The sequence below is a fragment of the Thiohalocapsa halophila genome (genome assembly GCF_016583825.1).
Lineage (GTDB): Bacteria > Pseudomonadota > Gammaproteobacteria > Chromatiales > Chromatiaceae > Thiohalocapsa > Thiohalocapsa halophila.
In genome coordinates this window covers 1-25745 of the sequence record NZ_NRRV01000010.1, presented here as the reverse complement: position 1 = coordinate 25745, position 25745 = coordinate 1, and the positions used below count along the sequence as shown (strand labels likewise).

Genomic DNA, 25745 nt, shown 5'->3' with positions numbered 1-25745 from the left:
TCAGTCGCCCCCGCTTTGCTGCTTGATCAGAACGCGGATGTCACCGGGGCGCGGCAGGCCCTTGATGGTTAGCTCCGGGTCGTCGCCGGTGGTGTAGATCACCAGATCACCGGCGTTCAGCAGGCGTTGGAGCAGGGATTGCTTGACCCGCACCGTGCGCACCGAGGCCATATTGGTCTCCGTGTACTGCTTGTTCAGGAAGCCATGGGTCCACACCAGCGCCTGCTCGCCGATCTCCAGATGATCGAAGCGGGCGCTGATCCACCACCCGATGAGCTGCAATAGCCCCCAGGCAGCGAGCAAGTAACCGACATAGCGCAGATCCAGCCAGGCCGGCAGCTGCACGCCGGCGAGCAGGTCGGACACATAAGGGATGTCGCCGGTGACGCCGACGTAGGCACCCGCGAGCACCAGCAACCAGGCGACGAAGGTTCCGAACGGGTGCATCCGCCAGACCGACGGGTTCGCTGCGTACAAAGGCTTGGACATCGGACGACTCCTTTAAGAGGCCGGCAGCCCCAGGCAAAAAAGCGCGCCGATCATACCAATATCCATGTCCGCGCAGCGCGACTTGGAAGCGCACGAAGCCTGTCAGGACTCCTCGCTGCCAGCGCGCGGGCGCCGGCAAGCGCTGGCAATGGCCCGAAGCCGCGCACGGCGGATGTCATCGGGAATGCGCCGGGGCTCCTGAGCCGCCGCAGCGATGGCGCGCTCATTCACCTGGCGCACAGCCCGGGCACAGCGGCGCACCAGCTCGCCCTGGGGATAGGCGCGCTCCTCGAAGCCGGAGCGCCCGCGGTAGTCCGCCTCACAGGCCAGCAGCATCTGCTCCAGGCGCCGCGGCCGCCGGAACAGATCCACGGCCTCGAACAGCTCGAGCAGGGTCGCCGGCCGCAGCTCCGTGGCGCGGTGCACCAATCCGTGGTAACGGGCGGTGAGGCGCGCCAGCTCACAGAAGCGTTTCGGCACGCGGAAACGCGCGCACACCTGTGCCACCGCCTCCACGCTGCGCGCTTCGTGCCCAGGGTGGCGCGGCCACTGCGCCGGCGGCGTCGCGGCCTTGCCGAGGTCGTGGCAGAGGGCGGCGAAGCGTACTTCGACCGCATCCGACAGCTTGGCGGCGGTGTCGACCACCAACATGACGTGCTCGCCGGCGTCGATCTCGGGATGCCAGCTCGCCGGCTGCGGTACGCCCCAGAGCGCATCCAGCTCCGCCAGCAGCCGGACCAGGGCCCCGCACTCGCGCAGCACCCGGAAGAACAGCGACGGGCGCGACTCCGACAACGCCTTGGCCATCTCCAGCCAGACGCGCTCCGGGACCAGGGCGTCCACCTCGCCGGCGGCCACCATGTCGCGCATCAGCGCCATGGTCTCGTCGGCGACGCGGAAGCCGAGCTCGGCGAAGCGGGCCGCGAAGCGCGCGACGCGCAGGATGCGCACCGGGTCCTCGGCGAAGGCCGGCGAAACGTGCCGCAGCACCCGTGCCTTGAGATCGGCGACGCCGCCGAAGGGGTCGATGATGCGACCGTCCCAGTCCTCGGCAAGGGCATTGATGGTGAGATCGCGCCGCGCCAGGTCCTGCTCGAGGGTCACCTCGGGTGCCGCATAGACGTCGAAGCCGTGGTAGCCGGGTGCACGCTTGCGCTCGGTACGCGCGAGGGCGTATTCGTCCTTGGTGTCCGGATGCAGAAAGACGGGGAAATCCTTGCCCACCTGCGTGAAGCCGCGCCGGCGCATCTCGTCGGGTGTGGCGCCGACGACCACATAGTCCGACTCGTCCACGGGCAGGCACAGCAGCCGATCGCGCACGGCGCCGCCTACCAGGTAGATCTGTAGTCCGTCGGTGGCCGCGCCGCTCACGCGCCGGGCTCCGTGGCGCCCTTGGCCGCTGTCGCGCCGAGCATGGGGCAGCCGGCGGCGGCCCGCACGCGGTCAGGGGCGGGTCTGGCTGTGAGGGCCCTTACCATCGGCGCTCCGCAGATAGGACGATCCAGGATTATAAATGGCGGCGGCCGGGGGCGCTGACAGGCCTTGCCGCATGCCGGCATCGGTTAGCTTGACGCGCACTGCTGCCGCGAGCCGGTACAATGCCTGGTTTTGGATGCTGCTCGCGGATAAGACGTCATGGCTCGCCTCCTGGGCTATCTGCTGGTGCTGGCCGTGCTGGCCTACGGTCTCTGGCCCTATTACACAGTCTTCCGGCTCGACGACGCCGTCCGCGAAGCGGAGCCCGAGGCCCTCGCCCCCTTTGTGGACCTCGCGGCCATCCAGGCCAACTACGCCGCCCGCCTCAACACACCGGTGCCCGCCTTCGAGCCGCCCGGCGGCCCCGGTGCGGATCAAGTGGTGCTATGGCTGAAGACCAATCTGGCGCGCTTGGGCGATGCCGCGCTGGATCAGGCCATTACGCTGGAGTGGGTGCAGAACAGCATCCGCGAGGCCGCGCGGCGTACCACCGAAAGCCGCCCGGCGCTGTTCATGGACGCCATCGACTTCGCCTTCTTCGAGTCCTGGAATCGCTTCGTCATCCGCGTCGGCCCCCTCGGCAGCGAGACCCATGTCGTGCTCGGGCTCGTGGGCACGGACTGGCGCATCGTGGACCTCGTCCACTGAGCCCGCGCCGCTGTGCAGTTCGCCCCTGGGTCTTGGGTAGCGCTGTCGAAACCGATGATTCGATCCTGCTTACCATGCCTAGGCCCCCGAACAAAGCCAAGGATCCAGCAAGCCCAGGACTCAGCGCGGCGCGCGAGCAGGCGCTCGCCGGCCGGACCCTGCACCCCCAGCCCGCTCAATGGACCAGCTTGTCGTGGTCCAGCAGCAACAGCCGGCAGCGCGCACAGTGCCAGGCCATGTTCGCGGCCGGGCGCAGGTGCATGCTGATGGTGTTCGGCAGCGCCGTGCCGATGTGCGCAGACTGTGCGCCGGCTCACGTCGGAGCACGCCCGGCGCCCGCAACCGGATTGTTGTTGTGGTTGTCGTCATGGACTGCCATGCGTGGGTACTGGGCTAACATATCGGTCTTTTAGCACCGCCTGGAGACTGTCATGGCCCGCCTCACAACCGCCCTCGCCGTCTTGCTCCTGCTCGCCGCCGGCGATGCTGCCGCCTTCAAGTGCGTGCCCATCTACGGCAACTGGTGCGGCATCGATCACCCCAGCCGCGGCGCGCCGCCGCCGGTGGACGCCTTCGATGCCGCCTGCATGCGCCACGACATCTGCGTGGCGAGCACGCCGTCGGACCGGCCCTGCGACATCGCCTTCGTCAACGAGCTGCGCCACGCTGCTGCCCAAGCGGGCTACATGCCGCGGCCGCTGCGCTGGGCAGAGTACGTGATTCGCCTCAAGGCCGGCGGCCCTTGGGGCGGTATGCCCATGCCCACGCCCTGGGATGCCATGGGCGCCTTCTCCAGCCTAACAGCCCCCTGCTGGTGACCGCTCGGCCCCGGCACCCGGCTCACGCGTGCCGGGGCGGATCGACGCTCGCCAGCCCATCGTAATGCCCGTCGGGTGCGAGCCGGTATCCGGTGACACCCCGCCGTGACGCCAGTACATGGTCCTCGTACCAGAGCGGCAGATACGGCAGGTCCCGATGCAGCAGGTGTTGCAGCGAGCGATACAAGGCCGCCTGGCGCTGCGCGTCCGGCTCGGCGGCGGCGGCATCGATGAGCCGGTCGGCCGCGGCGCTTTGGTAGCGGCCGCGGTTGGCACCATCCGGCGGCATGGCGGCGCTGTGGAAGGCGTAACGGAAGATATCCGGGCTGCGGATCCCCACCCAGGTGAGGCTGTAGAGCTGGAAGCGACCCGCCTTGACGTCGCCGAAGAAGGTCCCCCAGTCGTAGCTCTGTACCCGCAGGTCGATGCCGACATCGGCGAGCTGCGCCTGGATGACGGTGGCCAGGCGCACACGAAAGGGGTCGCTGGAGGTCTTGTAGCTGAGCCTGAGGGGGCGCTGCGGGCCGTAGCCCGCCTGCGCCAGCAGGGCGCGGGCGCGGGCGGGATCAAAGGGGTGCGGCGTGAGGTCGGCGGCGCCGGCCCAGTGCTCGGGCGGAAACAGCGCCTCCGCCAGGCGGCCGTTGCCCTGGAACAGCCAGCGCAGGATGGCGGCGCGGTCGACGGCATGGGCAATGGCGCGGCGCACCTCGGACCGCCCGGTGGCCGGATCCGCCAGGTTGAAGCCGAGGTAGGAGAAATTGACCCCCGGCGCCCGGGTCACCCGCACCGACGGCTGGCCGCGCAGATAGCCCACCAGCTCCGGCGGCAGATCGTTCTGCAGCAGCTCCACCTCGCCGCGCAGCAGCTTCATGGCCCGGACGTTGGGGTCCTTCACCGTCACCAGCTCCACGGCCAGGCCGTCGCGGCGCCGGTGCAGCGCAAGCCGCCCCGGCGCCGGCCAGCGCGCAAGCGCCAGCGGTCCGCTGCCGAGCGGCGCGCGCTGGAAGCCGTGGCCTGCCGCCATCAGCCGCGCGGGCAGGATGCCGATGCCCAGATGAAAGGCGAACAACGGCTCCGGCTCGTGCAGGTGGAAGTCGAGCGTGCGCGCGCCCTGCACCTCGATGCGCGCGATCACCGACAGCACGGCACGGTGATGGGAGGCGGTCGCCGGGTCCAGCACCGAGGCATAGGTCGCCGCCACGTCCGCGGCGCGCACCGGCGTGCCGTCGCTGAACGGGGCGATGTCCCGACGCAGTCGAAAGCGCCAGCGCAGGGGGCCCAGCTGCTCGAAGTCGGCGATGCCGGGCACCGGGCGGCTGGCGCCGTCGAAGTCCACGAGCCTGGCATAGAGCAACCGGTTGACCCGCTCGGAGACCGCATCCGTGGCGAGCCGCGGGTCCAGGTTGCGGGGCTCGTTGGCGATGGCGAAGCACAGCCCGTCCGCCGGCGGCTCAGGCCGCCCGCAGCCGCCGGCGAGCGCGACGAGCGGGCTGGCGGCGGCGGCGCGGATCAGGGTGCGGCGGTGCACTTGGGGAAAGTTGGAAGTGTGAAGTTAGAAGTGTGAAAGGGGTCGCCGAACCGGCAGAAGTGATCCGGGGGTCACCAATGCCGATAGGGGTGTCGGGCGAGGTTGACGTTGTAGTAGCGCCCGTCGCCGGTGACCTCGCGGCCGGCCCAGTCGGGCATCTCGAAGGGCTCGTCTTCGCTGGCGAGCTCCACTTCCGCCATCACCAGCCCCTGGTTCTCGCCGGCGAAGACGTCCAGGTCCCAGATATGCCCGCCGCAGCGCACCCGATAGCGGACCTTGTCGATGGGCGCGGACACCGCGAGCTCGTCCAGCATGGCTACGGCGTCCTCGCTCGGAATGGCGTACTCGTACTCGCTGCGGCTCGGGCCCCGCATCATGCCCTTGATGGTGAGCCAGGCCTGCTCGCCCGCCACCCGCACCCGCACGGTGGCGTTCTGGTTGTTGGCCAGATAGCCCTGCATGATGCGCGTCTCGGACTCCACCGCCTCGCGCCAGCCGTCGCCGTCGACCAGGAACTTGCGCTCGATTTCTGTGGGCATGGAAGAATCCTCGTGAGCGTTGCGTGATAGGAGCGGTGGCCGCAAGGAGCGTCGAAACGGGGGATCGAAGCGCGGGGTGCGCAGTGCGTGGTGCGCAGTGCGGTCGCCGCCCCGCACCGCGCACTTCGCACCGCGCACTTCGTAGCTACGCTCTCCTCTCAAACACCGCCATCGACTCCAAATGCGCGGTGTGCGGAAACATGTCCATGGCGCCGGCGGCGGTCAGCCGAAAGCCGAGGCCGTGCACCAGGTGCTCGGCGTCCCGCGCCAGGGTGCCGGGGTAGCAGGAGACGTAGACGATCCGCTGCACGCCGGTGGCCGCCAGCGGCGCCAGCACCTCGCGGGCGCCGCTGCGGGGCGGGTCCAGCAGCGCCAGATCGAAGCGTCGGCTGTGCCAGGGGGCGGCGGCCGTAGGCTCGGCATAGAGATCCGCGCACTGGAAATCGACATTGTCGAGGCCGTTGTGCGCGGCATTGCGGCGGGCCCGGGCGACGAGGCCGGCATCGCCCTCCACACCCACCACGCTGCCCGCGCGTCCGGCCAACGGCAAAGTGAAGTTGCCGAGGCCGCAGAAGAGATCGAGCACCGCATCGCCGGGCTGCGGGTCCAGCAGTCCAAGGGCCTGGTCCACCATGCGGCGGTTCAGCGCCAGGTTCACCTGGGTGAAGTCCGCGGGCTCGAACAGAACCTCCACCCCGTGCGCGGGCAGACGGTAGCCGAGCTGGACATCCTGGCCCGGCAGCGGCGCGATGGTCTCGGTGCCGCCCGGCTGGAGATAGACATGCAGCCCCGTGTCAGCGGCGAAGGCCAGGAGCTTCTCCACATCCCCCGCCGACGGCGGGTCCAGCACCCGGAACACCAGCACCAGGGGGCCGTCACCCCGGGCCACCTCGATCTGCGGCAGGCGCTCGCGGATGGAGAGGCTGTCCACCAACGCCCCCAGCTGGGGCAGCCGTGCGCCCACTTCCGGGGAGAGCACGTCGCAGTGCCGGAGATCGGCGACGAAGGACGACCCTCGCTCGCGAAAGCCCACCAGCACCCGGCCCTTCTTGGCGACCCGGCGCACGCCGAGCCGCGCCTTGCCCCGGTAGCCCCAGGGCTCGCCGGTCAAGGGCGCCAGCCAGCGCTGTGGCGTGACCTTGCCGATGCGCGCCAGGGTTTCCGCCAGCACCTGCTCCTTCATGCGCACTTGCGCGGCCGGGTCCATGTGCTGCAGCGCGCAGCCGCCGCAGACGCCGAAATGCGCGCAGCGGGGCTCGACACGCTCCGGCGAGGGTGTGAGCACCTCCACGACCGCGCCCTCGTCGTGACGCCGGGCCTGGCGGGTATAGCGAAACAGCACCCGCTCCCCCGGCAGGGCGCCGTGCACGAACACCGCCTTGCCGTCGACGTGCGCCACGCCGCGGCCGTCGTGGCTCAGGGATGCCACGTCCGCGGCGACGGGCTCCGCCGGCAGGGGTTTGCGCTTCTTACCCAAGGTGCTGGTAGGTACGCGCCCGGCCGGCTCAGGCGGGATAGACGCCCGTGGAGAGATAGCGGTCGCCGCGGTCGCAAACGATGCTGACGATCACCGCGTCCTCCACCTCTTTGCAGAGCCGCAGCGCCGCGGCCATGGCACCGCCGGAGGAGACGCCGGCGAAGATGCCCTCGCGGGCGGCCATGGCGCGCATGGTCTCCTCGGCCTCCTGCTGGGAGACGTCGATGATGCGATCGACCCGGGAGGCGTCGTAGATCTTCGGCAGATAGGCCTCCGGCCAGCGGCGGATGCCGGGGATGCTGGCGCCCGGCTCCGGCTGCACGCCGACGATCTGGACTGCCGGGCTCTGCGCCTTGAGGTAACGGCTGGTGCCCATGATGGTGCCCGTGGTCCCCATGGCGCTGACGAAGTGGGTCACGGCGCCTGCGGTGTCGCGCCAGATCTCGGGGCCGGTGGTCTCGGCGTGGGCCAGTGGGTTGTCGGGATTCGAGAACTGGTCCAGGCGCACGCCGACGCCCTGGGCTTCCAGTTCCCGGGCCAGGTCGATGGCGCCCTCCATGCTCGCCTCCCGCGGCGTCAGGCGGATCTCGGCACCATAGGCGGCCATGGACTGGCGGCGCTCCACGCTCATGTGCTCCGGCATGATGAGCAGCATCCGGTAGCCCTTGATGGCCGCCGCCATGGCGAGTGCAATGCCGGTATTGCCGCTGGTGGCCTCGATGAGGGTGTCGCCGGGGCGGATCTGCCCGCGCACCTCGGCATGGCTGATCATGCCGAGCGCGGCGCGATCCTTGACCGAGCCCGCCGGATTGTTACCCTCCAGCTTGCCGAGCACGATGTTGGACGTCTCACCCGGGAGGCGCTGCAAGCGCACCAACGGCGTATTGCCGACGAACTGCTCGATGGTCGGATAGTTCATCTTTGGCTGCTCTTGATTGCTGCCCAAAGGATTGCTGCTTAAAGGGTTTCTGCCGACAGGATGGTTACGGAAACGCCCCGCGGCTGGTGCCGGGCAACTTTGCCGCAGCCAGCCGCCGGCGGGTCGAAGCAGCATTGTGCAACAGCGCCGACAGCCGGCAAAGGCCAGTCCCTTATACCCGCTCGCAACCGCCGGCGAGCCGCCCGCTGCCGCAGCGACCAGTCCACACCACGGAGCTTACACGCCATGCCGCAACCGGACAGCGCCGACGACATCCCGATCTGGGACCTACCCGCCTGGGACCAGGCCGCCGCCGCAGAGAGCGTGGGCGACGCCGCCCTCGCCCGGCGGCTGCTGCACCAGCTCTGCGCGGGCCTGCCCGATGAGCTGGCGGAGCTGCGGCGCCTGCATGCCGCAGGCGAGCTCACGGCGGCCGCGGATCACGCTCACCATGTGAGCGGCGGCGCCGCCTATTGCGGCGTCACGGCCCTGCGCAGCAGCCTGAAGGCCCTGGAGCGGCAGGCGCGCAGCGGTGATGCGGCGGCCACCGGCCTCGCTCTGGAAGCCTTGGCTGCGCAGGTGGAGCGCCTCGTCGCCCACGAGCAGGCGCTCGGCTGAGGCGCAGGGCGGCAGCTGCGCCATGCCTCGCGCGCTCATCCCACCCGCCGCAGCAGCAAAAAGGCGACGCCGGCGAAGATCAGCGGCGGTGCCAGCGCCGCCACCGCCGGACTCATGCCGTAGAGCAAGGACAAAAAGGCAAAGCTGCGGCTCACCAAGTAGAAAGCGATACCGATGACGATGCCCACGAAGACCTTGATGCCCATGCCCGTGCTGCGCGCTGTGCCCAGCAGCACCGGGATGGCGACGAAGATCATGGCCAGGATCAACAGCGGCTGTACCAGCTTGCCCCAGAAGGCAACCTCGTAGCGCCCGGCGTCCTGGCCGGTGCGCCCCATGAACCGAATGTACCGATAGAGCCCCCAGACCGACAGCGCCTGCGGCTCCACGACGATCACCTTGAGCAGCGCGGGCCGCAGCAGTGACGACCAGCCGGTCTCCACCAAGCGCTCCACGCGCACGCCGTCGCGGCCGATCAGGCTGCGCTGGATGTTCTTGAGCACCCAGCTGCCGTCGCGGTATGCGGCGCTCTCGGCATAGGTGGCGGAGATCAGCTCCGTACCGCTAACCTCGTAGATGTAGATGTGCCGAAGGTCCGCGCCGATGTCCAGCTCACGGATATTCACAAAGGTGTCGCCGTCGCGGGCCCAGAGCCCCGCGCTGGTCATGGCCACATCCTCGCCGCTTTGGGCCGACTGCCGCAGGGTCAGCGCCCGCTGCTCCGCCGGCGGGGCCACCAGCTCCCCCACCGCCACCGCAGCCGCCGCCAAGAGCGCACCGCCGAGCATGGCACCGAGCACGATGCGCCCGATGGAGACCCCTGCGGCGCGCATGGCCACCAGCTCGGAGCCAGCGGCCAGCTGGCCGAGGCCCACCAGGGCGCCGATCAGGGTCGCGATGGGGAAGACCTGGTAGGCGTAGCGCGGCAAGCTGAGGGTCACGAACCAGAGCGCGTCCTGGAAGCGGTAGCCGTCGGTGCCGAGATCGTTCAGCTCGTCCGCGAGCAGAAAAAAGCCGAGCAGCGGCAGCAGCACCGCCAGGGTCACCCCGGTGCCGAGGATCACAGCCCGCGCCAAGTAGCGATCCAGGCGATTCACGCGCCGACGCCCTGCCGTCGGCTCGGCTGCAGACAGACGCGTGCGCGCACCGCGGGCGCCGTCGCTGCTGTCGCCTGCTCTGCAAGCATGTCGTTTTTGCCGCCCGCACCGTTCCGGTAGACTCAGGGGCGCGGACGTTAGCACAGCCGGGCGCCCTGGCGGTGCCGGCGTCGGCAGAAGATGCAGCCAGTCGCAACAGGAGACCCCATGGAGCTCAAGATCGTCGGCGGCGACCTCGCCAAGGCCAAGACCCCCTGCCTAATCCTCGGCGTCTACGACAAGCACAAGCTCTCCGCGGCGGCGGCGACCGTCGACAAGGCGAGCGACGGCGCCATCGCCAAGCTGCTGCGCAAGGGCGATCTGGACGGCGGCAAGGGCACGCTGCTCGCCTATGACCTGCCCGGCATCAGCGTCGAGCGCGTGCTGCTGCTGGGCCTCGGCAAGCGCAAGGAGTTCGATCGCGGCAAGCTCACCAAGGCGCTGGGCACCGCCCTGTCGCGGCTCGGCGAGAGCCGCGTCACCAAGGCCCTACTCGCCCTGCCCGACGGGCTCGACGACTACGCCGGCGTGCGGGCGGCGGCCCTGAAAGCGGCCGAGAGTGCCTATCGCTACGAGCAGACCAAGCCGCCGAAGGAGGATGCACCGCCGCTGCTGGAGCGCTTCGACCTCTGGGTGGAGAAGAAGGCTCAGCGCACCGTCGCCGAGCGCGCCCTCGCCCATGCCGAGGCCATCGGCGCCGGGGTCGCACTGGCCCGTGAGCTCGGCAACCTGCCGGGCAACATCTGCACGCCGACCTATCTTGCCGAGCGGGCCGTGGAGCTGGCCAAGGCGCACGAGGCGCTCAGCACCGAGGTGCTGGACGAAGCCGCCATGGCCGAGCTCGGCATGGGCGCGCTGCTGTCCGTGAGCCGCGGCAGCCGCCAGCCCGCCAAGCTCATCAAGATGTCCTACCAGGGCGGAGCAGCGGACACCAAGCCCGTCGTGCTGGTGGGCAAGGGTCTCACCTTCGACGCCGGCGGCATCTCCATCAAGCCCGCCGGCGAGATGGACGAGATGAAGTACGACATGGCCGGCGGCGCCGGCGTCTTCGGTGCCATGGTGGCCGCCGTGCGCATGGGCCTGCCCATTAATCTCATCGGCCTGGTGCCGGCGTCCGAGAATCTGCCGGACGGCGACGCCAACAAGCCGGGGGACGTGGTCACCAGCCTATCCGGGCAGACCATCGAGATCCTGAACACCGACGCCGAGGGCCGACTCATCCTCTGCGACACACTGACCTATGCGGAGCGCTTCGAGCCGGACGTGGTGCTGGACATGGCCACCCTCACCGGCGCCTGCATCATCGCCCTGGGGAAACATCCCTCCGGGCTCTTCACCGGCGACGACAAGCTGGCCAAGGAAATCACGGCCGCCGGCGAGGCCGCCGACGACCGGGTTTGGCGCCTGCCGCTGTGGGAGGACTATCAGCAGCAGCTCGACAGCAACTTCGCGGACATGGCCAACATCGGCGGCCGCGAGGCCGGCGCCGTCACCGCCGCCTGCTTCCTGTCGCGCTTCACCAAGGCCTATCCCTGGGCGCACCTGGACATCGCCGGCACGGCTTGGCTCAAGGGCAAGGAGAAGGGCGCCACCGGCCGGCCGGTGCCCTTGCTCAGCGAGTTTCTGATCCGCCGCAGCGGGGTCGAGACCAAGGATTAGCCTGTCGCGATGCGCCGCGCTTGAGGCGCATCGGCTCACCAGCCGCCATGACCCGCATCGACTTCTACGTGCTCGCCGACGGCGCCCGGGGCGACCGGCTCGGCCTCGCCTGCCGCATCGCCGAGCGCGCCCACGGCGACGGCCGCCGGGTGCTCGTCCACTGCCCGGACATGGACCTCGCCCGCCAATTGGACCGCCTGCTCTGGACCTTCCGCGACGGCAGCTTCCTGCCCCATGGGCTGGTGGGCGAGGTCAAGCCCGCCTACACGCCGGTGCTGCTCAGCACCGACGGCGAGCCCACCGACGAAGACCAGGTGCTCATCAACCTGAGCACCGAGGTGCCGGAGTTCTTCGGCCGCTTCGAGCGCCTGTGCGAGCCGCTTGACCGGGACCCCACCGTCCTACGGGCCGGGCGCACGCGCTGGAAGTACTACAGCGACTGCGGCTACGACCTGAAGCATCACGAGGTGCGCTGACGCCTAGAGCTCCCGCAGCCCCAGCACATCCTGCATGTCGAACTGCCCGCGCTCCTGCCCGGCGATCCACTGCGCCGCACGCACGGCGCCGCGGGCGAAGGTCATGCGGTTGCTGGCGCGGTGGCTGATCTCCACACGCTCGCCGTCGGCGGCGAACCAAACCGAATGCTCGCCGACGGTATCGCCGGCGCGGATGGTCTCAAAGCCGATGGTTTGGCGCTCCCGCGGGCCGGTGTGGCCGTGGCGTCCGAAGACGGCGACATCGTCCAGCTTGCGGCCCAGGGTGTCGGCGATGACCTCTCCCATGCGCAGCGCCGTGCCCGACGGCGCATCCACCTTGTGGCGGTGGTGGGCCTCGATGATCTCGATGTCGACATCGTCGCCCATGACCTCCGCCGCCATCGCCAGCAGCTTAAAGCAGAGGTTGACGCCGACGCTCATGTTCGGCGCGTAAACCAGCGCGATGTCGATGGCCGCCTCGCTCACGGCCTCGCGCTGGCCGGGGCTCAGGCCCGTGGTGCCGATGACCATGCGGCAGCGCGCATCCCGGCACAGGGCCAGGTTGTGCATGGTCGCATCCGGCGTAGTGAAGTCGATAAGAACGTCGAACTCGCCGAGCACCTCGTCTAGGTCGGGGCGCAGCGCGGCGCCGAGCTTGCCGACACCGGCCACCTCGCCGGCGTCCAGGCCGATCAGGCCGCTGTCGGCCTGCTCGGTGGCGGCGCTCACCACCATCCCCTCTGCCCGGTGGACGGCGCCCACCAAGGTGCGGCCCATACGGCCGCCGGCACCGGCCACTGCCACACGTATGTCTGCCATGCTCTTGGCTCCCTCGGTCTGTCGCTTTGGTCTTGGGCCCCAACGATACCCGAGCCCGCCCGAGCGCGCGATGCGCCAGCGCATCCGCCCGTATTGTTCATTGGCAGAGCCCGCTACAGCGCTGGACGACCCAGCGGCAGCGGCGTACGCTCGCGGCTCATCGACCTCGCAAACACCCGTTGCATCCACGTCCATGGCCGTCCTCAACCGCAAGACCGTGCAGAAGATCTCGCGCGGGCTGCGCTCCCGGTATCCCCTTTTCTACGTGCTCGGCTGGGAGGAGGAGCGCATTGAGCGGCTGCTGGGCTCGGTGGCGAAGAGCTACTACAGCGGCGCCGGCGAGCTCATCGTCTGGAGCGCCAACGACGGCTTTCATGCCGGGGACGCCGACCCGGCGGGCACGGCGCTCGCGGCCGTCGCCGATGCCGGCGGCGGGGGTGATCTGCGCGATCCCATCGCAGCACTGCGGGCCATCGCGGCGTCCGAGCGCCCGGCCATGTACCTGATGAAAGACCTGCCCATCTGGTTCGAGGCCAATCCGGCGCTGGTACGCGCGGTTCGGGACCTCTACTACCGCCTCAAGCACCGCAGCATCCATGTGTTTCTGAGCTATCCGCAGCTGATCCTGCCGGAGATCCTGAAGAAGGAGCTCTTCCTCATCGAGATGGATCTGCCGTCCGAAGAGGAGATCGTCGAAAGCCTCACCGGGGCGCCCAACATCGGCGATACCCCGCGCGAGGACCTGTACCGCTACGCAGCCGCCATGCGCGGCCTGTCGCTGAACGAGGTCATGCACCTGCAGGCGCGGTTGTTCCGCGGCGACACGGTGGCACTGGAGACCACGCTCGCAGAGATTCAGGAGGAAAAATCCCAGCTCCTGCGCAAGGAGAGCTGCCTGCGCTTCTATCCGCCCCAGCGCAGCCTGGAGGACATCGGCGGCCTGGAGAACCTCAAGGACTGGGTCACCAAGCGCGCCGATCTGTTCTCCGAGAAGGCCTACGAGGCCGGCATCCCCCTGCCCCGCGGCGTACTCTTCATGGGTGTCTCCGGCTGCGGCAAGAGCATGGCCGCCAAGGCCATTGCCGCCGCCTGGCAGCTGCCGCTGGTGCGCATGGACATGAGCCTGGTGCTCTCGGGGAGCTTCGGCACCGCGGAATACGCCTTCGAGCAGGCCACGCGCATGGCCGAAGAGGTCGCGCCCATCGTGCTCTGGGTGGACGAGATCGAAAACGCCTTCGGCTACGACGAGCACGGCGGCGGCGGGGCCCACGGCGGTGGCAACGTCAATATTTTCTCGAGCTTCCTCACCTGGCTCCAGGAGAAGGACCCGCGGGTGTTCGTCGCCGCCACCGCCAACCGCATCCAGGCCCTGCCGGCAGAGCTGATGCGCAAGGGGCGCTTCGACCAGCTGTTTTTCCTGGACCTGCCGAACAAGGACGAGCGCCGTGAGATCTTCCGCATCCACATCCAGGCCAACGGCGCAGATCCGGACGCCTTCAACCTGGGCTATCTTGCCGCCAGCACCAAGGAGTGGAGCGGCGCCGAGATCGAGCAAGCGGTGAAGTCCGCCCGCATCGATGCCTACCAGGACGGCCGCCTGTTCAACGAGCGCGACGTAGTCAACAACATCGTCGCCATCATCCCGCTGTCGCGCACCATGGTGGAACAGATCAAGGCCATCAAGGACTGGTGCTTCAAGCGCGCCATCACCGCCTCCAAGCCCGCCGCCAAGGAGTAGATATTCTGGTGACAGTATATAGAACTTGAGCGCGACACGCTGACTGCGGAGCTCTGTCCGTGGGCAATTGGGTATACCGTCCCCGGGTTTTGGTGACGGTGGTGATCAGCGGATGCCTTCCTGCTCCAGCTGCTTCTTCAGCACTTCGATCTGCACGTCGAGGTCCATGACGTCCGCCTTTTGCAGGCGCTCGCGCTGGCGGCGGAACTGCGCCTCGATGGTCTCGAGCACGCTGCGGAAGCTCTGCGTCAGCTCCGGTGTGTCGCTGTGGCGGTGGGTGCGCACGTAGCCGTCGGAGACCCGCTCGGCGCCCTCCAGGAACACGGTCAGAAACCGCCGCGCCCGGCGCAGGTCGGAGGGCCGCTCGGCGATCTGCGCCAGGATGCCGCGACCCTCGGCGGCGATGCGCCCGAGGCGTGCGTCCAGCTCCGCATTGCCCACGCCGCCGGCGGCGCGCTCGATGGTGATGAGCCGCTGCTCGGCCTCGGCTAGGGCCTCGGCCACCTGACGGGACTCGCGGTCGCCGGCGCCGAGCCGCTCGCCGGTCAGCAGCGGCTCGAAGCGATAGATGAGGTGGAAGGCCAGCGCCGCCAGCGCCCCGAAGGCGACCCCCACCGGGAGGGACTGGCCCACGCCCAGCACGGCAGCAACAGCGACGCCGGCGGCCACCGCAGCGCCGCCGAGGTTCTTGCGCGGCAGGCGTAGCCGCCGCGAGAACCGCCGCTCCAGCGTGCCGGCATCATCCCCACTGCGGCGGGTGAGCACGGCGCCCAGCGCGACGAGCCCCCAGCCCAAGGCATCGCCGGCGAAGCCACCAAAGCGCCCGGCCGCCAGGGCAATGACCGCCGACAGCAGCAGCGGCGCGGACAGGAGCCACAGGCCGAAAACACCCGGGCGCCGGCGGCGGGCCGAGCGGGTCTGCACCAATCCGCCCGCCGCCGCCCGGCCTGCTCGGCCCGGCAGAGCCCCTTTGGGCTCGGCGGTGGGCAGATTCAGGTGCAGATCCAGCTCGGAGACCTTGGTCAGCAGGCGCCCCAAGTCGCGCGTGCTGGTAGACGCCTGCCCGTGGGCACGCTGGTCATGCGATTGGCTGCGGCGCTCGTCGCTCATAGCACGAATAGGGACTGGCAGGACACGAGGCCGAGACTCAGGGCCATCAAGGACCAGCCCAACACCCGGCTGCCGAGGCGCGGCGGTGGCGGCGGCTCGGCGGTCTGCGGCGGGCGGCCACGGGGATGGGCGGATTGCTGCGACTGGGCGTTTCTCATGGTGCCGATGATACGGCTTCCGGCGGGTTTGCCACACCTTGCAGCCCCAAGAAGCCGACCACCGCAGATCGCACGCGGGCGGCGGCCTTCAGGCCCCGGCTGCGGCGAGCTTGGGCGCGGCAAGCAGCCCGGGGGCCTGAAGACAGCGGGCCAGATCGGCGGCGTCCATCGGGCGCGCGAAGTAGTAGCCCTGACCGAAGTCGCAGCCGAGCCTGCGCAGCACCTCCAGTTGTACCCGCTCCTCGATGCCCTCGGCAATGACCCTGAGGCTGAAGGCCTTGGCCATGGCGATCATGGCGGTGGCCAAGGCCTGATCCTCGTCACGGTTGCAAAGGTTGGCGATGAAGGAGCGGTCGATCTTGATACAGTCGATGGCGAAGCGCCGCAAATAGTTGATGGAGGAATACCCGGTGCCGAAATCGTCGATGTGGATGGCGAGGCCCAAGTCGCTCAGGGCCTGAACGCGGGCGCTGATGGCGCCGCTCAAGTCCATCAGCACGGACTCCGTGATTTCGATCTGCAGGGCATCGGCGCTCAAGCCGAAGCGCCCGAGCAGGTCCGCTACCGGACCCGCCAGGGACTCGCGCTGCAGATGCGCGGCGGAGACGTTGACGGCAACGGGACAGGTGCCGAGACCAGCGTCACGCCAAGCCGCCACCTGCTCACAGACCGTGCTCAGCACGAAACGGCCGATGTCCTGGATGAGACCGCTTTCTTCCGCCACCGGTACGAACCGTGCGGGCGGCACTGGCCCGAGCTCGTCGTCGTGCCAGCGCAGCAGGGCCTCGCAGGCCACCAGCGCCCCTGTGTCGAGGTCCAGGATGGGCTGGTAGAGCAGGCTGAGCTGCTGCGCCGCCACCGCCTCGCGCAGGCGGTGCTCCAAGTGCAGGCGTTGGGAAGCGCGCGCATTGAGCTCGCGGGTGAAGAACCGATAGAGGTCGCGGCCCTCGGCCTTGGCCCGATACATGGCGAGATCGGCACAGCGGATCAGTCCTTCCGGGTCATCCGCGTCCCGGGGATACAGGGCGATCCCGATGCTGGCGGTGACGATATAGCGGCCCCCGTTGAGCTCGAAGGGCTCCGATGCCACGGCAAGGATGCGCTTGGCGAGCGTCTCGACTGCACGCGGACCCGGCAGTGCATCCGCCGCAACCAGCAGCTCGTCGCCGCCGAAGCGTGCCAGCAGGGCGCTGTGGCCGAGCCCCTCCGCCGCCAGCAAGGCATGCAGCCGATCGGCAAAGGTCTCGAGCAGGCTGTCGCCCACCGCATGGCCGAGGTTGTCGTTGATCTGCTTGAAGTTGTCCAGGTCCACGAACAGCAGTGCCAGCACATCGTCTTGTGCGCGCGGCGCCCCCATACGCTTAGCCAGCAGATCGCGAATCAGGTTGCGGTTGGGCAGCCCCGTGAGCTGATCGTAGAAAGCGAGCTGCTCGATCTGCTCGTTGTACTGGCCCAGGCGCTCGGCCATGTCATGCAGCTCCGCGGCGAGCTCCCCAAGCTCATCATCGCCGGGCACCGGCAGCGCCGGCACACTGCGCCCGGTGCCGATGGCGCGGGCCGCCTGGCGCAGGGCCGTGAGCGGCCGCAACACCAGCCGCCGCAGCCAGACGAAGAGCATCGCCACCAGCAATAGGCCCGCGAAAAAGCTGATGGCGACGATTTGCAGCGCCAGCTGTTGTAGCGGCCGGGACAGATTGTGCAGGGGCTGCACAGCGACCGCGGTGACACCCGCAGGGAGCGACCGAGCCAGTGCCAGGCTCGGCTCGCCGCGCCAGCGCAGCCGGTGGGGCTCGACGGCATGCTCCAAAGCGCTCAACTGCTCACGCAGGGCGGACGGCAATTGGCGCGGTGCATCGCCACTAGCGTTAAGGAGACCGCCGCCGGGAAGCGCCAGCAGCAGCTCACCGCCGAAGCGCGGATAGGGCTCCGCGAGACGCGCATAGAGGGGTGCCAGAGCAACGCTCAGCGCCAGCCGGCCCCGAAAACCGGCGACTCCGTCGGCGGCCGGCAGCACGACGGGATGCTCGACATGGAGCACATCGGCCTGCGAATCGAAGCGCTGTAGTGCTGTCGCCCCCGCGGCCGGCGGTGGATCGCCCGCACGCAATGCCGCTGTGTCGTCCTGCAAGCCCTTGGCGCTCGCCTCGATGAGGATGTCCCCCCCGTCGTTCAGCAGGCGGATGGCCAAATAGCCCGGGTAGGCGGTGCGATAGTGCTCAAGCAGGCGCATCAAATCCGCGCGGACGGCTGCCCCGCCATCCGCACTGACCAGGGCTGCGGCATAGGCCCGGACTTCGGGCGCGGCGGCCAGCAGACCGGCGTCTGCATGTGCATCGGCCACCAAATCCGTCAGCCGTTGCTCCGCCAGCAACAATGCTGCCTGCATCCCGCGCGCGGCTTCGCCTTGGAGCTCGTTGCGCAATGACTCCCAGGTGAGCCAGCCCAGGGCGAATACCGGCGCCACCACCAGGGGGCCAAGAGCAAGGGCGAGCTTTGCCCGTAAATGCATGCTCGTCAGTCGGTCGGTGAATAGACGTGCATCCTCTGGGAATGCCCGTGCCAGGGTGGACCGTCGCTGGATGCAGCGGCGAGTCGCCGACGCCGGCCCGGATGCAGCAGCCGTTTCCAGGGTGCGCACACCGGAGCGCTGACGCAGAAACCCGCTCGGCCGTTGATGCCGGCAGGGCCCGGCGTGAGGCGCTATGCCGGACGCCGGCAGCGCAGGCGCTAATCAGGGATTCCCCGACGCCCGCCTGGGAACAGTATCATGGAAGCAGCCATAGCGCCCAACGCTTGGACCCTATGCGAAGCCGGGGAATGGGTCCGGCGACTGCCTTGCTGCGATACCGCGTGGGCATGAGCCGGGAGCGCTACCTTGCGGCGGCGCAAAGGTCCGGAATTGGCGCACAGTTTGCGCACGCGGTGCTCATCGCTCAGGCCCGGCGCGGCCCTCAGCTGTCGCGGAGATCCTTGCCGTCCTCGGTTGCGCCATAGGGGAAGTGCGCGTGCCCGTAGCGGAGCGCGTGATGATTCGGCGCTGGGTCTTGTTGGGCTCGCCTGCCATGGGGCACATGATACCGCCGGTGCCGCCGAGGACACCATGTTTGCGGCTAGACTCAGCGCACTCCTGCGTTTCGGTTCCGGGTCTGGCGATTTCGGTTTACAGTGCAGGCGCCGGCAATGCCCGTGCGGCGAGCGCCGCCGCAGGGTGTCGACCGCACTGACCCACCCAGACGAGAGATCCCGCGCCCTATGCCCCAAGACCCGCGTCGCGCCGCGCCGCCGCCTTTGGAGATGCCATTGGACATCGAGCCCGATCCCCAGACCCTCGGCGGCCCGTCCAAGGGTCTGCGCCAGAGCACCCTGCTCTCCCGCGACGAGCGCCTCGCCGGGCGTCCCAATCTGTGCAGCGACTGCGGCCTCTGCGACACCTGGCTGAAGCCCGACATGGCCCGGGCCTGTGTGTTCGTGCGCAACCGCGCCGAGGCCATCGAGCAGCGCCTGTTCGGCCGCAACCGCCGCGATGGCGACGAGCTGCGCTTCGGCGTCTTTCAGCAGATGCTGGCCGCGCGCATGCAACAACCCGTGGCGGGTGCGCAGTGGTCCGGCATGGTGACCAGCCTCGCCGCGCGGCTGCTGGAGCGCGGCGAGGTGGAGGCGGTGATCACCGCGGGCACCATGCCCGGCACCCGCTTCGCGCCACGGCCCATGCTGGCGCGCACGCCCGCCGAGGTGCTGGCGAGCGCCGGCAACAAGCCTTGCCTGTCGCCGAGTCTTGGCCTGCTGGGTGCCGTGCGCGACGCAGGTGTCCGCCGTCTCGCAGTCATCGGCACCGGCTGTCAGGTGCACATGCTGCGCGCCGCCGAGGACAAGCTCGGCCTGGAGCGCCTGGACGTCATCGGTATCCCCTGCTCGGACAACGTCACCTACCCCGACCTGACCTACTTCCTGGAGCAGGTCTCGCGCTCCCCGCAGACCATCGTCCACTACGAGTTCATGCAGGACTACAGCCTGCACATGCACCATGAAGACGGCAGCACCGAGCGGCTGAATTACATCGATTTCCCCATGGACAAGCTGGAAGGCATCTTTCCCTCCGCGTGCCTGTCCTGCTTCGACTACGCCAACACCCTGGCCGACATCACCATCGGCTACATGGGCGCACGCCTCGGCTGGCAATGGGTGCTGGTGCGCACCGACCGCGGCGCCAAGCTGCTGGACCTGCTCCGCGAGGACTTGGAGACCACGACACTGGACAGCGCCGGGGACCGTACCCGCGGCGTGCCGCGCTACATCCAGATGCTCGCCAAGCCACCGGGCAAGCCGCCGAAGCCCGTGCGCCGCTTCATCGCCTGGCTGCAGCGCAACCGCGGTCCCCGGGGCCTGGAGTTCGCCCGCGCCATTATCGAAATGAAAATGCTCCGCAACCTGCACCACGTGCGCAGCCACTTCCGCCGCTTCGAGCCCCGTATCGTGCCGCAATACGTCTATCGCACGCTGGCAGCCTATGACGATGCCCACCGGGAAGCCTTCGGCGAAGGGCTCCAGCCGCCGGCTGGCGGGCAGCGGGCCGAGCGCCAATGAGGCCAGGCTGCGCCAGCTCGGCGCGGCGCGGCGGCGGGCATTGGTGCCGGCCGGCGACGCTGATGCGGCTGTGGCCGCTGTGGCTGTGGCTGATGGCGGCGCCCGCCGCCGCCGAGCTGCTTCAGGCCCAGCTCGGGGCCCAGCTCGACAAGGCGCGTGTAGCCGCCGGCGAGCGCGTGACATTCACGCTCACGAGCGATGACCCGTTGCCGACGGCGCTGGATCTCGGCCCCCTGGCGGCGGACTTCGAGGTCGTCGGCCGCCGCCGGGCGCAAACCGTTAGCACCGTCAACGGCCGCCGGCGCGAGCGCCATGAGCTGATCCTGACCCTGTTGCCGAGGCGCAGCGGCCAGCTCTCGGTGCCGGCGCTGACCATCGGTGGCACGCGGACGCCGGAGCTGGCGCTGATGGTCGCAGAGGCCACCAGTCCGCAGTCGCGCCTGCTGCCGGCGCCCACCGAGACAGCGCCACCGCCAGCGGATGTCTCGCCGCAGCGTATCAGCGTCAGCGCAGAGGTCACCCCGAGCGCGGGCGTCGTCGGTGAGGAATTCCTGATCACGCTGCGCGTGCGCTCGCCGGATGGTCCACCCCAGGGGCATCTGCCGACACCACAAGCCGACGGGGCCCGCCTGCTGCCCCTCGGCACCAGCCGCAGCACCGACGAGGACAAGACGCATGTCCTGGTGCAGCGCTTTTCGCTGTTCCCGCAGCGCCCGGGCCCATTGGCAATCACCGGGATCGGCTTCGATGCCTGGCAGCCTGCCGGCGGTGCACCGGTGCGCCATCGGGCGGAGCCGCTACACATCAGCGCCAGCCCGCTGCCCGCCGGCGCGGATGCCGACACCTGGCTGCCGGCACGGGACCTGACGCTCACCGAGGCGGGCCCCACGGAGGTCCGCATCGCCCCGGGACAGGGCCTGGAGCGCATGATCACGCTGCGCGTCGAAGGCTTGCCGGCGGAGCGCCTGCCGGCCATTCCGCTGGGCATCCCGTTTCAGCTGCGCGTGCAAGAAGACGCGCCGCGGCTCTGGAACGAGCGAGCCAGCGACGGCATCGTCGGCTATCGCACCGAGCGCGTGCTGATCAGCGCAGCCGAGGCCGGCAGCTACGTGCTGCCCGGCCCGGCCCTGGACTGGTGGGACACCCGGGCGAGCGCGCCGCGCACGGCGACCTTGCCAGACTGGACCCTCACCGTCGCGCCGCTGGCCTCTGCGGAGCGCCGACCGGCCGCCCGCTGGGCCCGCGATCAGCAGGCTGCCGCCGGCGACGCCGGGGCACCGACCTCCGCCGACGGCGACGGACCATCCACACAGCGCAGTGCGGCCGGCGCCGAGCGGGACGCAATGGCCGGCCTACCGGCCTGGGTGATCATGCTCGCCGCAGGCGTCGCGCTCTTTGGGATTGTGCTCTGGGGAATCCTGCTCTGGCCCCGGCGCGGCCTGCAGCGCCGGCGGCGACAGCGAGCACCGGCACCGCCCGACCCCGCGCCCCAAAGCCGGGCAGCGCCCCCGACCGAGCCCGACCCCGAGGTGCTGATCGCCGGCGTCGCCGACGCCTACGCGCGAGCTTCAGCCGCGGACGCGCGCACGGCGCTGCTGGCTTGGGGCGCGGCAGTGTGGCCCGAGCGACCGCCCGGCAATCTCGCTCAGCTGATGCTGCGGCTCGGCCCGCCGCTCAGGGATGATTTGAAACTGCTGGACAAAGCCTTCTACGGACCGGATGACGGGGCATGGGCCAAACGGCCGGTGGCAGCGCGGCTCGAGGCGCTGGATGTGGGCAGCGGAGCGGGCCCTGCGGGCGCCCACACGACCCGCGCCACTCCCGCTTGAGGGGGCCGCTGCCCGCCATCCAGCGCCCGACGCCGGGCCTGCCGGTCAGTGGGGCGGGCGCGGCCCGTCACCCCTGCCCGAGCAGCTCCGTCAGACGGGCGATCTCCTGCTGCGCCTCTACCTGCTCGGTGACGTCGTACTGCACACCGAGGTAGTAGATGACCTTGCCCTCGGGGTCCAGCAGCGGGCGGATACTCAAGCGATTGTAGAAGCGGCTGCCGTCCTTGCGATAATTGCGCAGCGTCACCTCCACCGGCCGCTCCTCGGCGATGGCGGCACGGATCTCGGCGATGCCGGGCTGGTCGCGATCGTCGCCCTGGAGGAAACGGCAGTTATGGCCGATGATTTCGTCCTGTGAATAGCCGGTCATGTGCTCGAATATCGCGTTGGCGAACACGATGGGGTTGTCCGGCAGGTCCGGATCGGACAGGGTCACGCCGTTGACGCAGCTATCCAGGATCTGCGCCAGCACCGTGGGAATCACGCCGGGGTCTTTCTCGACGACGAAGTTCATGACAGTCTCCGCCCAATTTTCCGCCGACCCGCCGAGCACGGGTGCTGCCCCGCGCGAGCAGGGCTCGTTGTGGCCGCACGCGGGCAGGGGTCGGCGGTGCTGCTGGCCCGCGCGCTCATGCCGAGTGCCGCTGCGGCGGCGCGCACTCGGCCTCGATCAGCCGCTTCAGGTTGCGTACCGTGCGCTCGGCGCCATCCTGCACCGCCGAGCGGATCAGCTTTTCGAAGGGGCGCATCATCAGATCGAGGCGCCGCAGCTCGAAGGTGAAGGTGAGCTTGGTATGCTCCGAAGCGCCGTCGAAGCGGTAATCCACGAGGAAGGGGAAGCTCGTGCCCTGAAAGGTCAGCCGCTGCGCCGGCTGCATCTCAGTGATCTTGAAGGTGGACTCGGTGCGCCGCCCCTGATCCACACGCACCTGGCGGGCGATGGTCCCCACCCGCATCGGCCCCTTCGAGATCATGCGTAGCTCCTTCACCTCCGGTGACCAGCGCGGATAGTTGCGCTCGAAGTCCTCGGCGACGAAGGCGTACACCGCGTCCGGGGGCCGCTCGATCTCGATGCTCGCTTGCGCTTTGACCACGACGATCTCCCAAGCCGGATGTTGCGCGGCGCACCCCGGCCGCGTGCACGATGTTTGTTGCGACCCGGAATGCCCTCTGCGGTTCCACCTGCATTATGAACCACACACAGCCTCAGCATGAAAGTCCCGCCGCGGGGCGAAATGCACGCTACCCCACCGCGCCCGAGCGGGCATTGGGTCAGCTCTACGACTTCGTCACCGGTGACGAGGACGCCCGTGTCTGCAAGGACATCCCCCCCGAGTCCTGCAACGATCAGCCCCGCAACTTTTTTGCCTATCTGGTCGCCAATCTGCTGAGCAAGGTGGCCGACGAGCTCTCCAGCGCCAAGCTGGTCCTGCCCTGGCTGCTCGGCGCGCTGGGAGCACCGGCGGTGTTCGTCGGCCTGCTGGTGCCCGTGCGCGAATCCGGCGTGCTGCTGCCGCAGCTGGCCGTGGCCGCCTATATCCGCCGCATGCCGCAGCGCAAGCCGGTCTGGATCCTGGGCGCCCTGCTCTCCGCCGCGGTCCTCGGCGCCATGGCGGCGGCCGCGCTGACGCTCGACGGCGCCGCCGCCGGCTGGACCATCCTGGGGCTCCTGGCGGTGTTCAGCCTGGCGCGCGGACTCTGCTCGGTCTCGGCGAAGGATGTGCTCGGCAAGACCGTCTCCAAGTCCCGCCGCGGGCGACTCATGGGCTGGTCGGCGGGCATCGCCGGCGCCGCCACCCTGGCCCTCGGCATTGCCCTCGGCGTGCTCGGCGGGCTGGAATCCGAGCGACTGGTCTATGGTCTGCTGCTGGCCGCCGGCGGCGGACTCTTCTTGCTGGGCGCGCTGGTGTTCGTCGCCATCCGCGAGCAGCCCGGCGCCACCGGCGGCGGCGGCAATGCCCTGACCCAGGCCCTCGCCAGCCTGGACCTGCTGCGCACGGACCCGGACTTTCGCCGCTATCTCATCACCCGCATCGGGCTGCTGAGCCTGGCGCTGGCACCGCCCTTTTACGTGCTCTTGCTCCAGCGCAGCGGCGACACGGCCGTCTCCGGGCTTGGGCTGCTGATCATCGCCAGCGGACTCGCGGGTGCCCTCAGCGCACCCATCTGGGGCCGGCTCAGCGACCGCTCGGCCCGATGGGTGATGGCGCTGGCGGCGGCGCTCGGTGGCGTTACCGGCATCGCCACCTGGGTCGTGGGCCAAAACGGCCTTCAGGACAGGGTGCTCACCTGGCTGCTCGCCGGTCTGTTTCTATCAGTGAGCATCGCGCACGCCGGTGTGCGCCTCGGCCGCAAGGTCTACTTGGTGGACATGGCCAACAGCGACAACCGCGCGGCCATGGTGGCGGTGAGCAACACCATCATCGGCGTCGCCATGCTGCTCGGGGGCTTCGTCGGGGTGCTGGCGGACATTTACGACACGGCCACGGTCATCGGTCTGCTCGGTGTCGGCGCCCTCGCCGTCGCTGCCTATGCGCTCACCCTGCGCGACGTCTCGGTGGACGACGCCGGCTGACGATGCGCATGCATGCCCTGGCACAAAAGCGCAGCCGCTCGCTGTGGCAGCAGGAGCTGGCGGGTGCCTTCACCGAGGTCGACGCGCTGCTGGACTTCCTCGACATCGGCCCCGCCGCGCGGGCACGGATACTGGCCGATGCGCCGAGCTTTCCCTTACTGGTGCCGCGCGGGCTCGCGGGATTGATGCGCCGCGGCGACCCGGATGACCCGCTGCTGCGCCAGGTGCTGCCCGTGCGCGCGGAGCTGGACGCGGCGGCGGGCTTCGGCCCCGACCCCCTGGCCGAGCAGGCCGCCTGCAGCGAGGGCGGTCTGCTGCGCAAGTATCATGGGCGCGCGCTGCTGGTGGCCACCGGCGCCTGTGCGGTGCACTGCCGTTATTGCTTTCGGCGGCATTTCCCCTATGCGGCGCTGCCGGCACGCCAGAGGCTCGACGCCGCGCTGACCGAGCTCGCGGCTACCGAGGATGTGCAGGAGCTGATTCTCAGCGGCGGCGACCCGCTGCTGCTGGACGATGATGCCCTCGGCGATCTGCTCGCGCGCTTGGCGGCAATGCCGCGGCTGCGCCGCATCCGCGTGCACAGCCGGCTGCCCGTGGTGCTGCCGAGCCGAGTAACCCCCGCGCTGTGCCACCTGCTCAGCACCCAACCGCAGCGCGGTGCCTTGGTGATCCATGCCAATCATCCGACAGAGCTCGGCGCCGCCGCGGCCGAGGCACTGGCGATGCTGCGCAACGCCGGCGTGACGCTGCTCAACCAAAGCGTGCTCCTGCGCGGCGTCAATGACGACGTCGGCTGTCTGACGGCGCTCAGCGAGCGGCTCTTCGATTGCGGTGTGCTGCCCTATTACCTGCATCAGCTCGACCCCGTCGCCGGCGCCGCCCATTTCGCCGTGAGCGACGCCCGCGCCCGTGCCCTTGACCAGGCCCTGCGGGCGCGTCTGCCGGGGTATCTGACACCGCTGTTGGTCCGCGAGCTACCGGGCGCGGCGAGCAAGCTGCCGCTGTCATGAGACGCCAAGTCGCGGGTGCGCGTTGCGAGCGCGAGAGACATCTGGATAATCCGCCAGCCTGCTGTCCTGCAGGCGCTGCCCGAGTACGTCCTCGCAACTGGTGATGCATTCCCAGCCCGCCGCCCAGCCCGCCGCCCAA

General features: G+C 69.6%; 23 protein-coding genes. 10 read left to right on the top strand and 13 right to left on the bottom strand.

All coding sequences use genetic code 11. The features are described 5' to 3' along the window. Nucleotides 1-489: a PH domain-containing protein gene (locus CKO31_RS05910; protein ID WP_200234936.1), complete on the bottom strand. Its 489-nt coding sequence runs from the start codon at nucleotides 487-489 to the stop codon at nucleotides 1-3. A 102-nt stretch (nucleotides 490-591) separates the two neighbouring features. Then, complete coding sequence (locus tag CKO31_RS05905) at nucleotides 592-1860, bottom strand: multifunctional CCA addition/repair protein (RefSeq protein WP_200234934.1); 1269 nt, start codon at nucleotides 1858-1860, stop codon at nucleotides 592-594. 264 nt (nucleotides 1861-2124) lie between these two features. On the opposite strand from CKO31_RS05905, the gene CKO31_RS05900 reads away from it, so the two are divergent. Both CKO31_RS05900 and CKO31_RS05895 read left to right on the top strand, forming a co-directional pair. Next, entirely contained in the window at nucleotides 2125-2613 is a 489-nt protein-coding gene (locus CKO31_RS05900) for a DUF2939 domain-containing protein (RefSeq protein WP_200234932.1), read from the top strand. A gap of 431 nt (nucleotides 2614-3044) precedes the next feature. Continuing rightward, nucleotides 3045-3431, top strand: a complete 387-nt coding sequence (locus CKO31_RS05895) for a phospholipase A2 family protein (protein ID WP_200234930.1) — start codon at nucleotides 3045-3047, stop codon at nucleotides 3429-3431. Nucleotides 3432-3453: 22 nt separating this feature from the next. Here CKO31_RS05895 and CKO31_RS05890 read toward each other — a convergent pair whose 3' ends face one another. The 4 genes from CKO31_RS05890 to cysM form a co-directional block, all read right to left on the bottom strand. Then, nucleotides 3454-4959, bottom strand: a complete 1506-nt coding sequence (locus CKO31_RS05890; RefSeq protein ID WP_200234928.1) for an ABC transporter substrate-binding protein — start codon at nucleotides 4957-4959, stop codon at nucleotides 3454-3456. A gap of 71 nt (nucleotides 4960-5030) precedes the next feature. Then, entirely contained in the window at nucleotides 5031-5498 is a 468-nt protein-coding gene (locus CKO31_RS05885; RefSeq protein ID WP_200234926.1) for a CYTH domain-containing protein, read from the bottom strand. 145 nt (nucleotides 5499-5643) lie between these two features. After that, a complete protein-coding gene (rlmD, locus tag CKO31_RS05880; RefSeq protein WP_200234924.1) occupies nucleotides 5644-6975 on the bottom strand; it encodes a 23S rRNA (uracil(1939)-C(5))-methyltransferase RlmD in 1332 nt (443 codons plus the stop codon). A 28-nt stretch (nucleotides 6976-7003) separates the two neighbouring features. Continuing rightward, complete coding sequence (gene cysM / locus CKO31_RS05875) at nucleotides 7004-7894, bottom strand: cysteine synthase CysM (protein ID WP_200234923.1); 891 nt, start codon at nucleotides 7892-7894, stop codon at nucleotides 7004-7006. 246 nt (nucleotides 7895-8140) lie between these two features. Here cysM and CKO31_RS05870 point away from each other — a divergent pair, with 246 nt between their 5' ends. Continuing rightward, nucleotides 8141-8512 (top strand): Hpt domain-containing protein, encoded by a 372-nt coding sequence (locus CKO31_RS05870; protein ID WP_200234921.1) that lies wholly within the window; start codon nucleotides 8141-8143, stop codon nucleotides 8510-8512. A 35-nt stretch (nucleotides 8513-8547) separates the two neighbouring features. On the opposite strand, the gene lptG is transcribed toward CKO31_RS05870, so the two are convergent. Then, nucleotides 8548-9609 carry an LPS export ABC transporter permease LptG gene (gene lptG / locus CKO31_RS05865; protein ID WP_200234919.1) on the bottom strand — a complete coding sequence of 354 codons (1062 nt, stop codon included), beginning with the start codon at nucleotides 9607-9609 and terminating at the stop codon, nucleotides 8548-8550. Between the two features lie 207 nt (nucleotides 9610-9816). Here lptG and CKO31_RS05860 point away from each other — a divergent pair, with 207 nt between their 5' ends. Together CKO31_RS05860 and CKO31_RS05855 are read left to right on the top strand one after the other, a co-directional pair. After that, nucleotides 9817-11307 (top strand): leucyl aminopeptidase, encoded by a 1491-nt coding sequence (locus CKO31_RS05860; RefSeq protein ID WP_200234917.1) that lies wholly within the window; start codon nucleotides 9817-9819, stop codon nucleotides 11305-11307. Nucleotides 11308-11354: 47 nt separating this feature from the next. Further along, nucleotides 11355-11783, top strand: a complete 429-nt coding sequence (locus CKO31_RS05855; RefSeq protein ID WP_200234915.1) for a DNA polymerase III subunit chi — start codon at nucleotides 11355-11357, stop codon at nucleotides 11781-11783. Nucleotides 11784-11786: 3 nt separating this feature from the next. Here CKO31_RS05855 and dapB read toward each other — a convergent pair whose 3' ends face one another. Beyond that, on the bottom strand, nucleotides 11787-12602 hold the full coding sequence (gene dapB, locus CKO31_RS05850) for a 4-hydroxy-tetrahydrodipicolinate reductase (RefSeq protein ID WP_200234913.1): 816 nt from the start codon (nucleotides 12600-12602) through the stop codon (nucleotides 11787-11789). Between the two features lie 193 nt (nucleotides 12603-12795). Here dapB and CKO31_RS05845 point away from each other — a divergent pair, with 193 nt between their 5' ends. Next, the gene (locus CKO31_RS05845) at nucleotides 12796-14340 is read left to right on the top strand and encodes a Ycf46 family AAA ATPase (protein WP_200234911.1); all 1545 of its coding nucleotides are present in this window, start codon (nucleotides 12796-12798) and stop codon (nucleotides 14338-14340) included. A gap of 105 nt (nucleotides 14341-14445) precedes the next feature. Here CKO31_RS05845 and CKO31_RS05840 read toward each other — a convergent pair whose 3' ends face one another. The 3 genes from CKO31_RS05840 to CKO31_RS05830 form a co-directional block, all read right to left on the bottom strand. Continuing rightward, nucleotides 14446-15450 (bottom strand): 5-bromo-4-chloroindolyl phosphate hydrolysis family protein, encoded by a 1005-nt coding sequence (locus CKO31_RS05840; RefSeq protein WP_200234909.1) that lies wholly within the window; start codon nucleotides 15448-15450, stop codon nucleotides 14446-14448. Next, entirely contained in the window at nucleotides 15447-15608 is a 162-nt protein-coding gene (locus tag CKO31_RS05835) for a hypothetical protein (protein WP_200234907.1), read from the bottom strand. Before CKO31_RS05835 ends, CKO31_RS05840 begins: the two co-directional genes overlap by 4 nt. Nucleotides 15609-15696: 88 nt before the next feature. After that, nucleotides 15697-18117 carry a putative bifunctional diguanylate cyclase/phosphodiesterase gene (locus tag CKO31_RS05830; protein WP_200234906.1) on the bottom strand — a complete coding sequence of 807 codons (2421 nt, stop codon included), beginning with the start codon at nucleotides 18115-18117 and terminating at the stop codon, nucleotides 15697-15699. 791 nt (nucleotides 18118-18908) lie between these two features. Between CKO31_RS05830 and CKO31_RS05825 the strand changes: the two genes are divergently transcribed. Both CKO31_RS05825 and CKO31_RS05820 read left to right on the top strand, forming a co-directional pair. Then, on the top strand, nucleotides 18909-20192 hold the full coding sequence (locus CKO31_RS05825) for a Coenzyme F420 hydrogenase/dehydrogenase, beta subunit C-terminal domain (protein ID WP_306341710.1): 1284 nt from the start codon (nucleotides 18909-18911) through the stop codon (nucleotides 20190-20192). Between the two features lie 62 nt (nucleotides 20193-20254). Further along, the gene (locus CKO31_RS05820) at nucleotides 20255-22021 is read left to right on the top strand and encodes a BatD family protein (protein ID WP_200234904.1); all 1767 of its coding nucleotides are present in this window, start codon (nucleotides 20255-20257) and stop codon (nucleotides 22019-22021) included. 67 nt (nucleotides 22022-22088) lie between these two features. Here the strand turns inward: CKO31_RS05820 and CKO31_RS05815 are convergent, their stop codons facing one another. Beyond that, nucleotides 22089-22535 (bottom strand): PAS domain-containing protein, encoded by a 447-nt coding sequence (locus tag CKO31_RS05815; protein WP_200234902.1) that lies wholly within the window; start codon nucleotides 22533-22535, stop codon nucleotides 22089-22091. Nucleotides 22536-22650: 115 nt separating this feature from the next. Further along, complete coding sequence (locus CKO31_RS05810) at nucleotides 22651-23115, bottom strand: SRPBCC family protein (protein ID WP_200234900.1); 465 nt, start codon at nucleotides 23113-23115, stop codon at nucleotides 22651-22653. 173 nt (nucleotides 23116-23288) lie between these two features. On the opposite strand from CKO31_RS05810, the gene CKO31_RS05805 reads away from it, so the two are divergent. Then, the gene (locus CKO31_RS05805) at nucleotides 23289-24596 is read left to right on the top strand and encodes an MFS transporter (RefSeq protein ID WP_242475182.1); all 1308 of its coding nucleotides are present in this window, start codon (nucleotides 23289-23291) and stop codon (nucleotides 24594-24596) included. Between the two features lie 8 nt (nucleotides 24597-24604). Continuing rightward, nucleotides 24605-25606 carry an EF-P beta-lysylation protein EpmB gene (gene epmB, locus CKO31_RS05800; protein WP_200234896.1) on the top strand — a complete coding sequence of 334 codons (1002 nt, stop codon included), beginning with the start codon at nucleotides 24605-24607 and terminating at the stop codon, nucleotides 25604-25606. Nucleotides 25607-25745 lie beyond the last annotated feature (139 nt).

What these genes read in the sequence shown, in the direction of transcription:
- CKO31_RS05910 (WP_200234936.1), bottom strand. Translation starts at nt 489, where the DNA reads ATGTCCAAGCCTTTGTACGCAGCGAACCCGTCGGTCTGGCGGATGCAC.
- CKO31_RS05900 (WP_200234932.1), top strand. Translation starts at nt 2,125, where the DNA reads ATGGCTCGCCTCCTGGGCTATCTGCTGGTGCTGGCCGTGCTGGCCTAC.
- CKO31_RS05895 (WP_200234930.1), top strand. Translation starts at nt 3,045, where the DNA reads ATGGCCCGCCTCACAACCGCCCTCGCCGTCTTGCTCCTGCTCGCCGCC.
- CKO31_RS05885 (WP_200234926.1), bottom strand. Translation starts at nt 5,498, where the DNA reads ATGCCCACAGAAATCGAGCGCAAGTTCCTGGTCGACGGCGACGGCTGG.
- cysM (WP_200234923.1), bottom strand. Translation starts at nt 7,894, where the DNA reads ATGAACTATCCGACCATCGAGCAGTTCGTCGGCAATACGCCGTTGGTG.
- CKO31_RS05870 (WP_200234921.1), top strand. Translation starts at nt 8,141, where the DNA reads ATGCCGCAACCGGACAGCGCCGACGACATCCCGATCTGGGACCTACCC.
- CKO31_RS05860 (WP_200234917.1), top strand. Translation starts at nt 9,817, where the DNA reads ATGGAGCTCAAGATCGTCGGCGGCGACCTCGCCAAGGCCAAGACCCCC.
- CKO31_RS05855 (WP_200234915.1), top strand. Translation starts at nt 11,355, where the DNA reads ATGACCCGCATCGACTTCTACGTGCTCGCCGACGGCGCCCGGGGCGAC.
- dapB (WP_200234913.1), bottom strand. Translation starts at nt 12,602, where the DNA reads ATGGCAGACATACGTGTGGCAGTGGCCGGTGCCGGCGGCCGTATGGGC.
- CKO31_RS05845 (WP_200234911.1), top strand. Translation starts at nt 12,796, where the DNA reads ATGGCCGTCCTCAACCGCAAGACCGTGCAGAAGATCTCGCGCGGGCTG.
- CKO31_RS05840 (WP_200234909.1), bottom strand. Translation starts at nt 15,450, where the DNA reads ATGAGCGACGAGCGCCGCAGCCAATCGCATGACCAGCGTGCCCACGGG.
- CKO31_RS05835 (WP_200234907.1), bottom strand. Translation starts at nt 15,608, where the DNA reads ATGAGAAACGCCCAGTCGCAGCAATCCGCCCATCCCCGTGGCCGCCCG.
- CKO31_RS05830 (WP_200234906.1), bottom strand. Translation starts at nt 18,117, where the DNA reads ATGCATTTACGGGCAAAGCTCGCCCTTGCTCTTGGCCCCCTGGTGGTG.
- CKO31_RS05820 (WP_200234904.1), top strand. Translation starts at nt 20,255, where the DNA reads ATGCGGCTGTGGCCGCTGTGGCTGTGGCTGATGGCGGCGCCCGCCGCC.
- CKO31_RS05815 (WP_200234902.1), bottom strand. Translation starts at nt 22,535, where the DNA reads ATGAACTTCGTCGTCGAGAAAGACCCCGGCGTGATTCCCACGGTGCTG.
- epmB (WP_200234896.1), top strand. Translation starts at nt 24,605, where the DNA reads ATGCATGCCCTGGCACAAAAGCGCAGCCGCTCGCTGTGGCAGCAGGAG.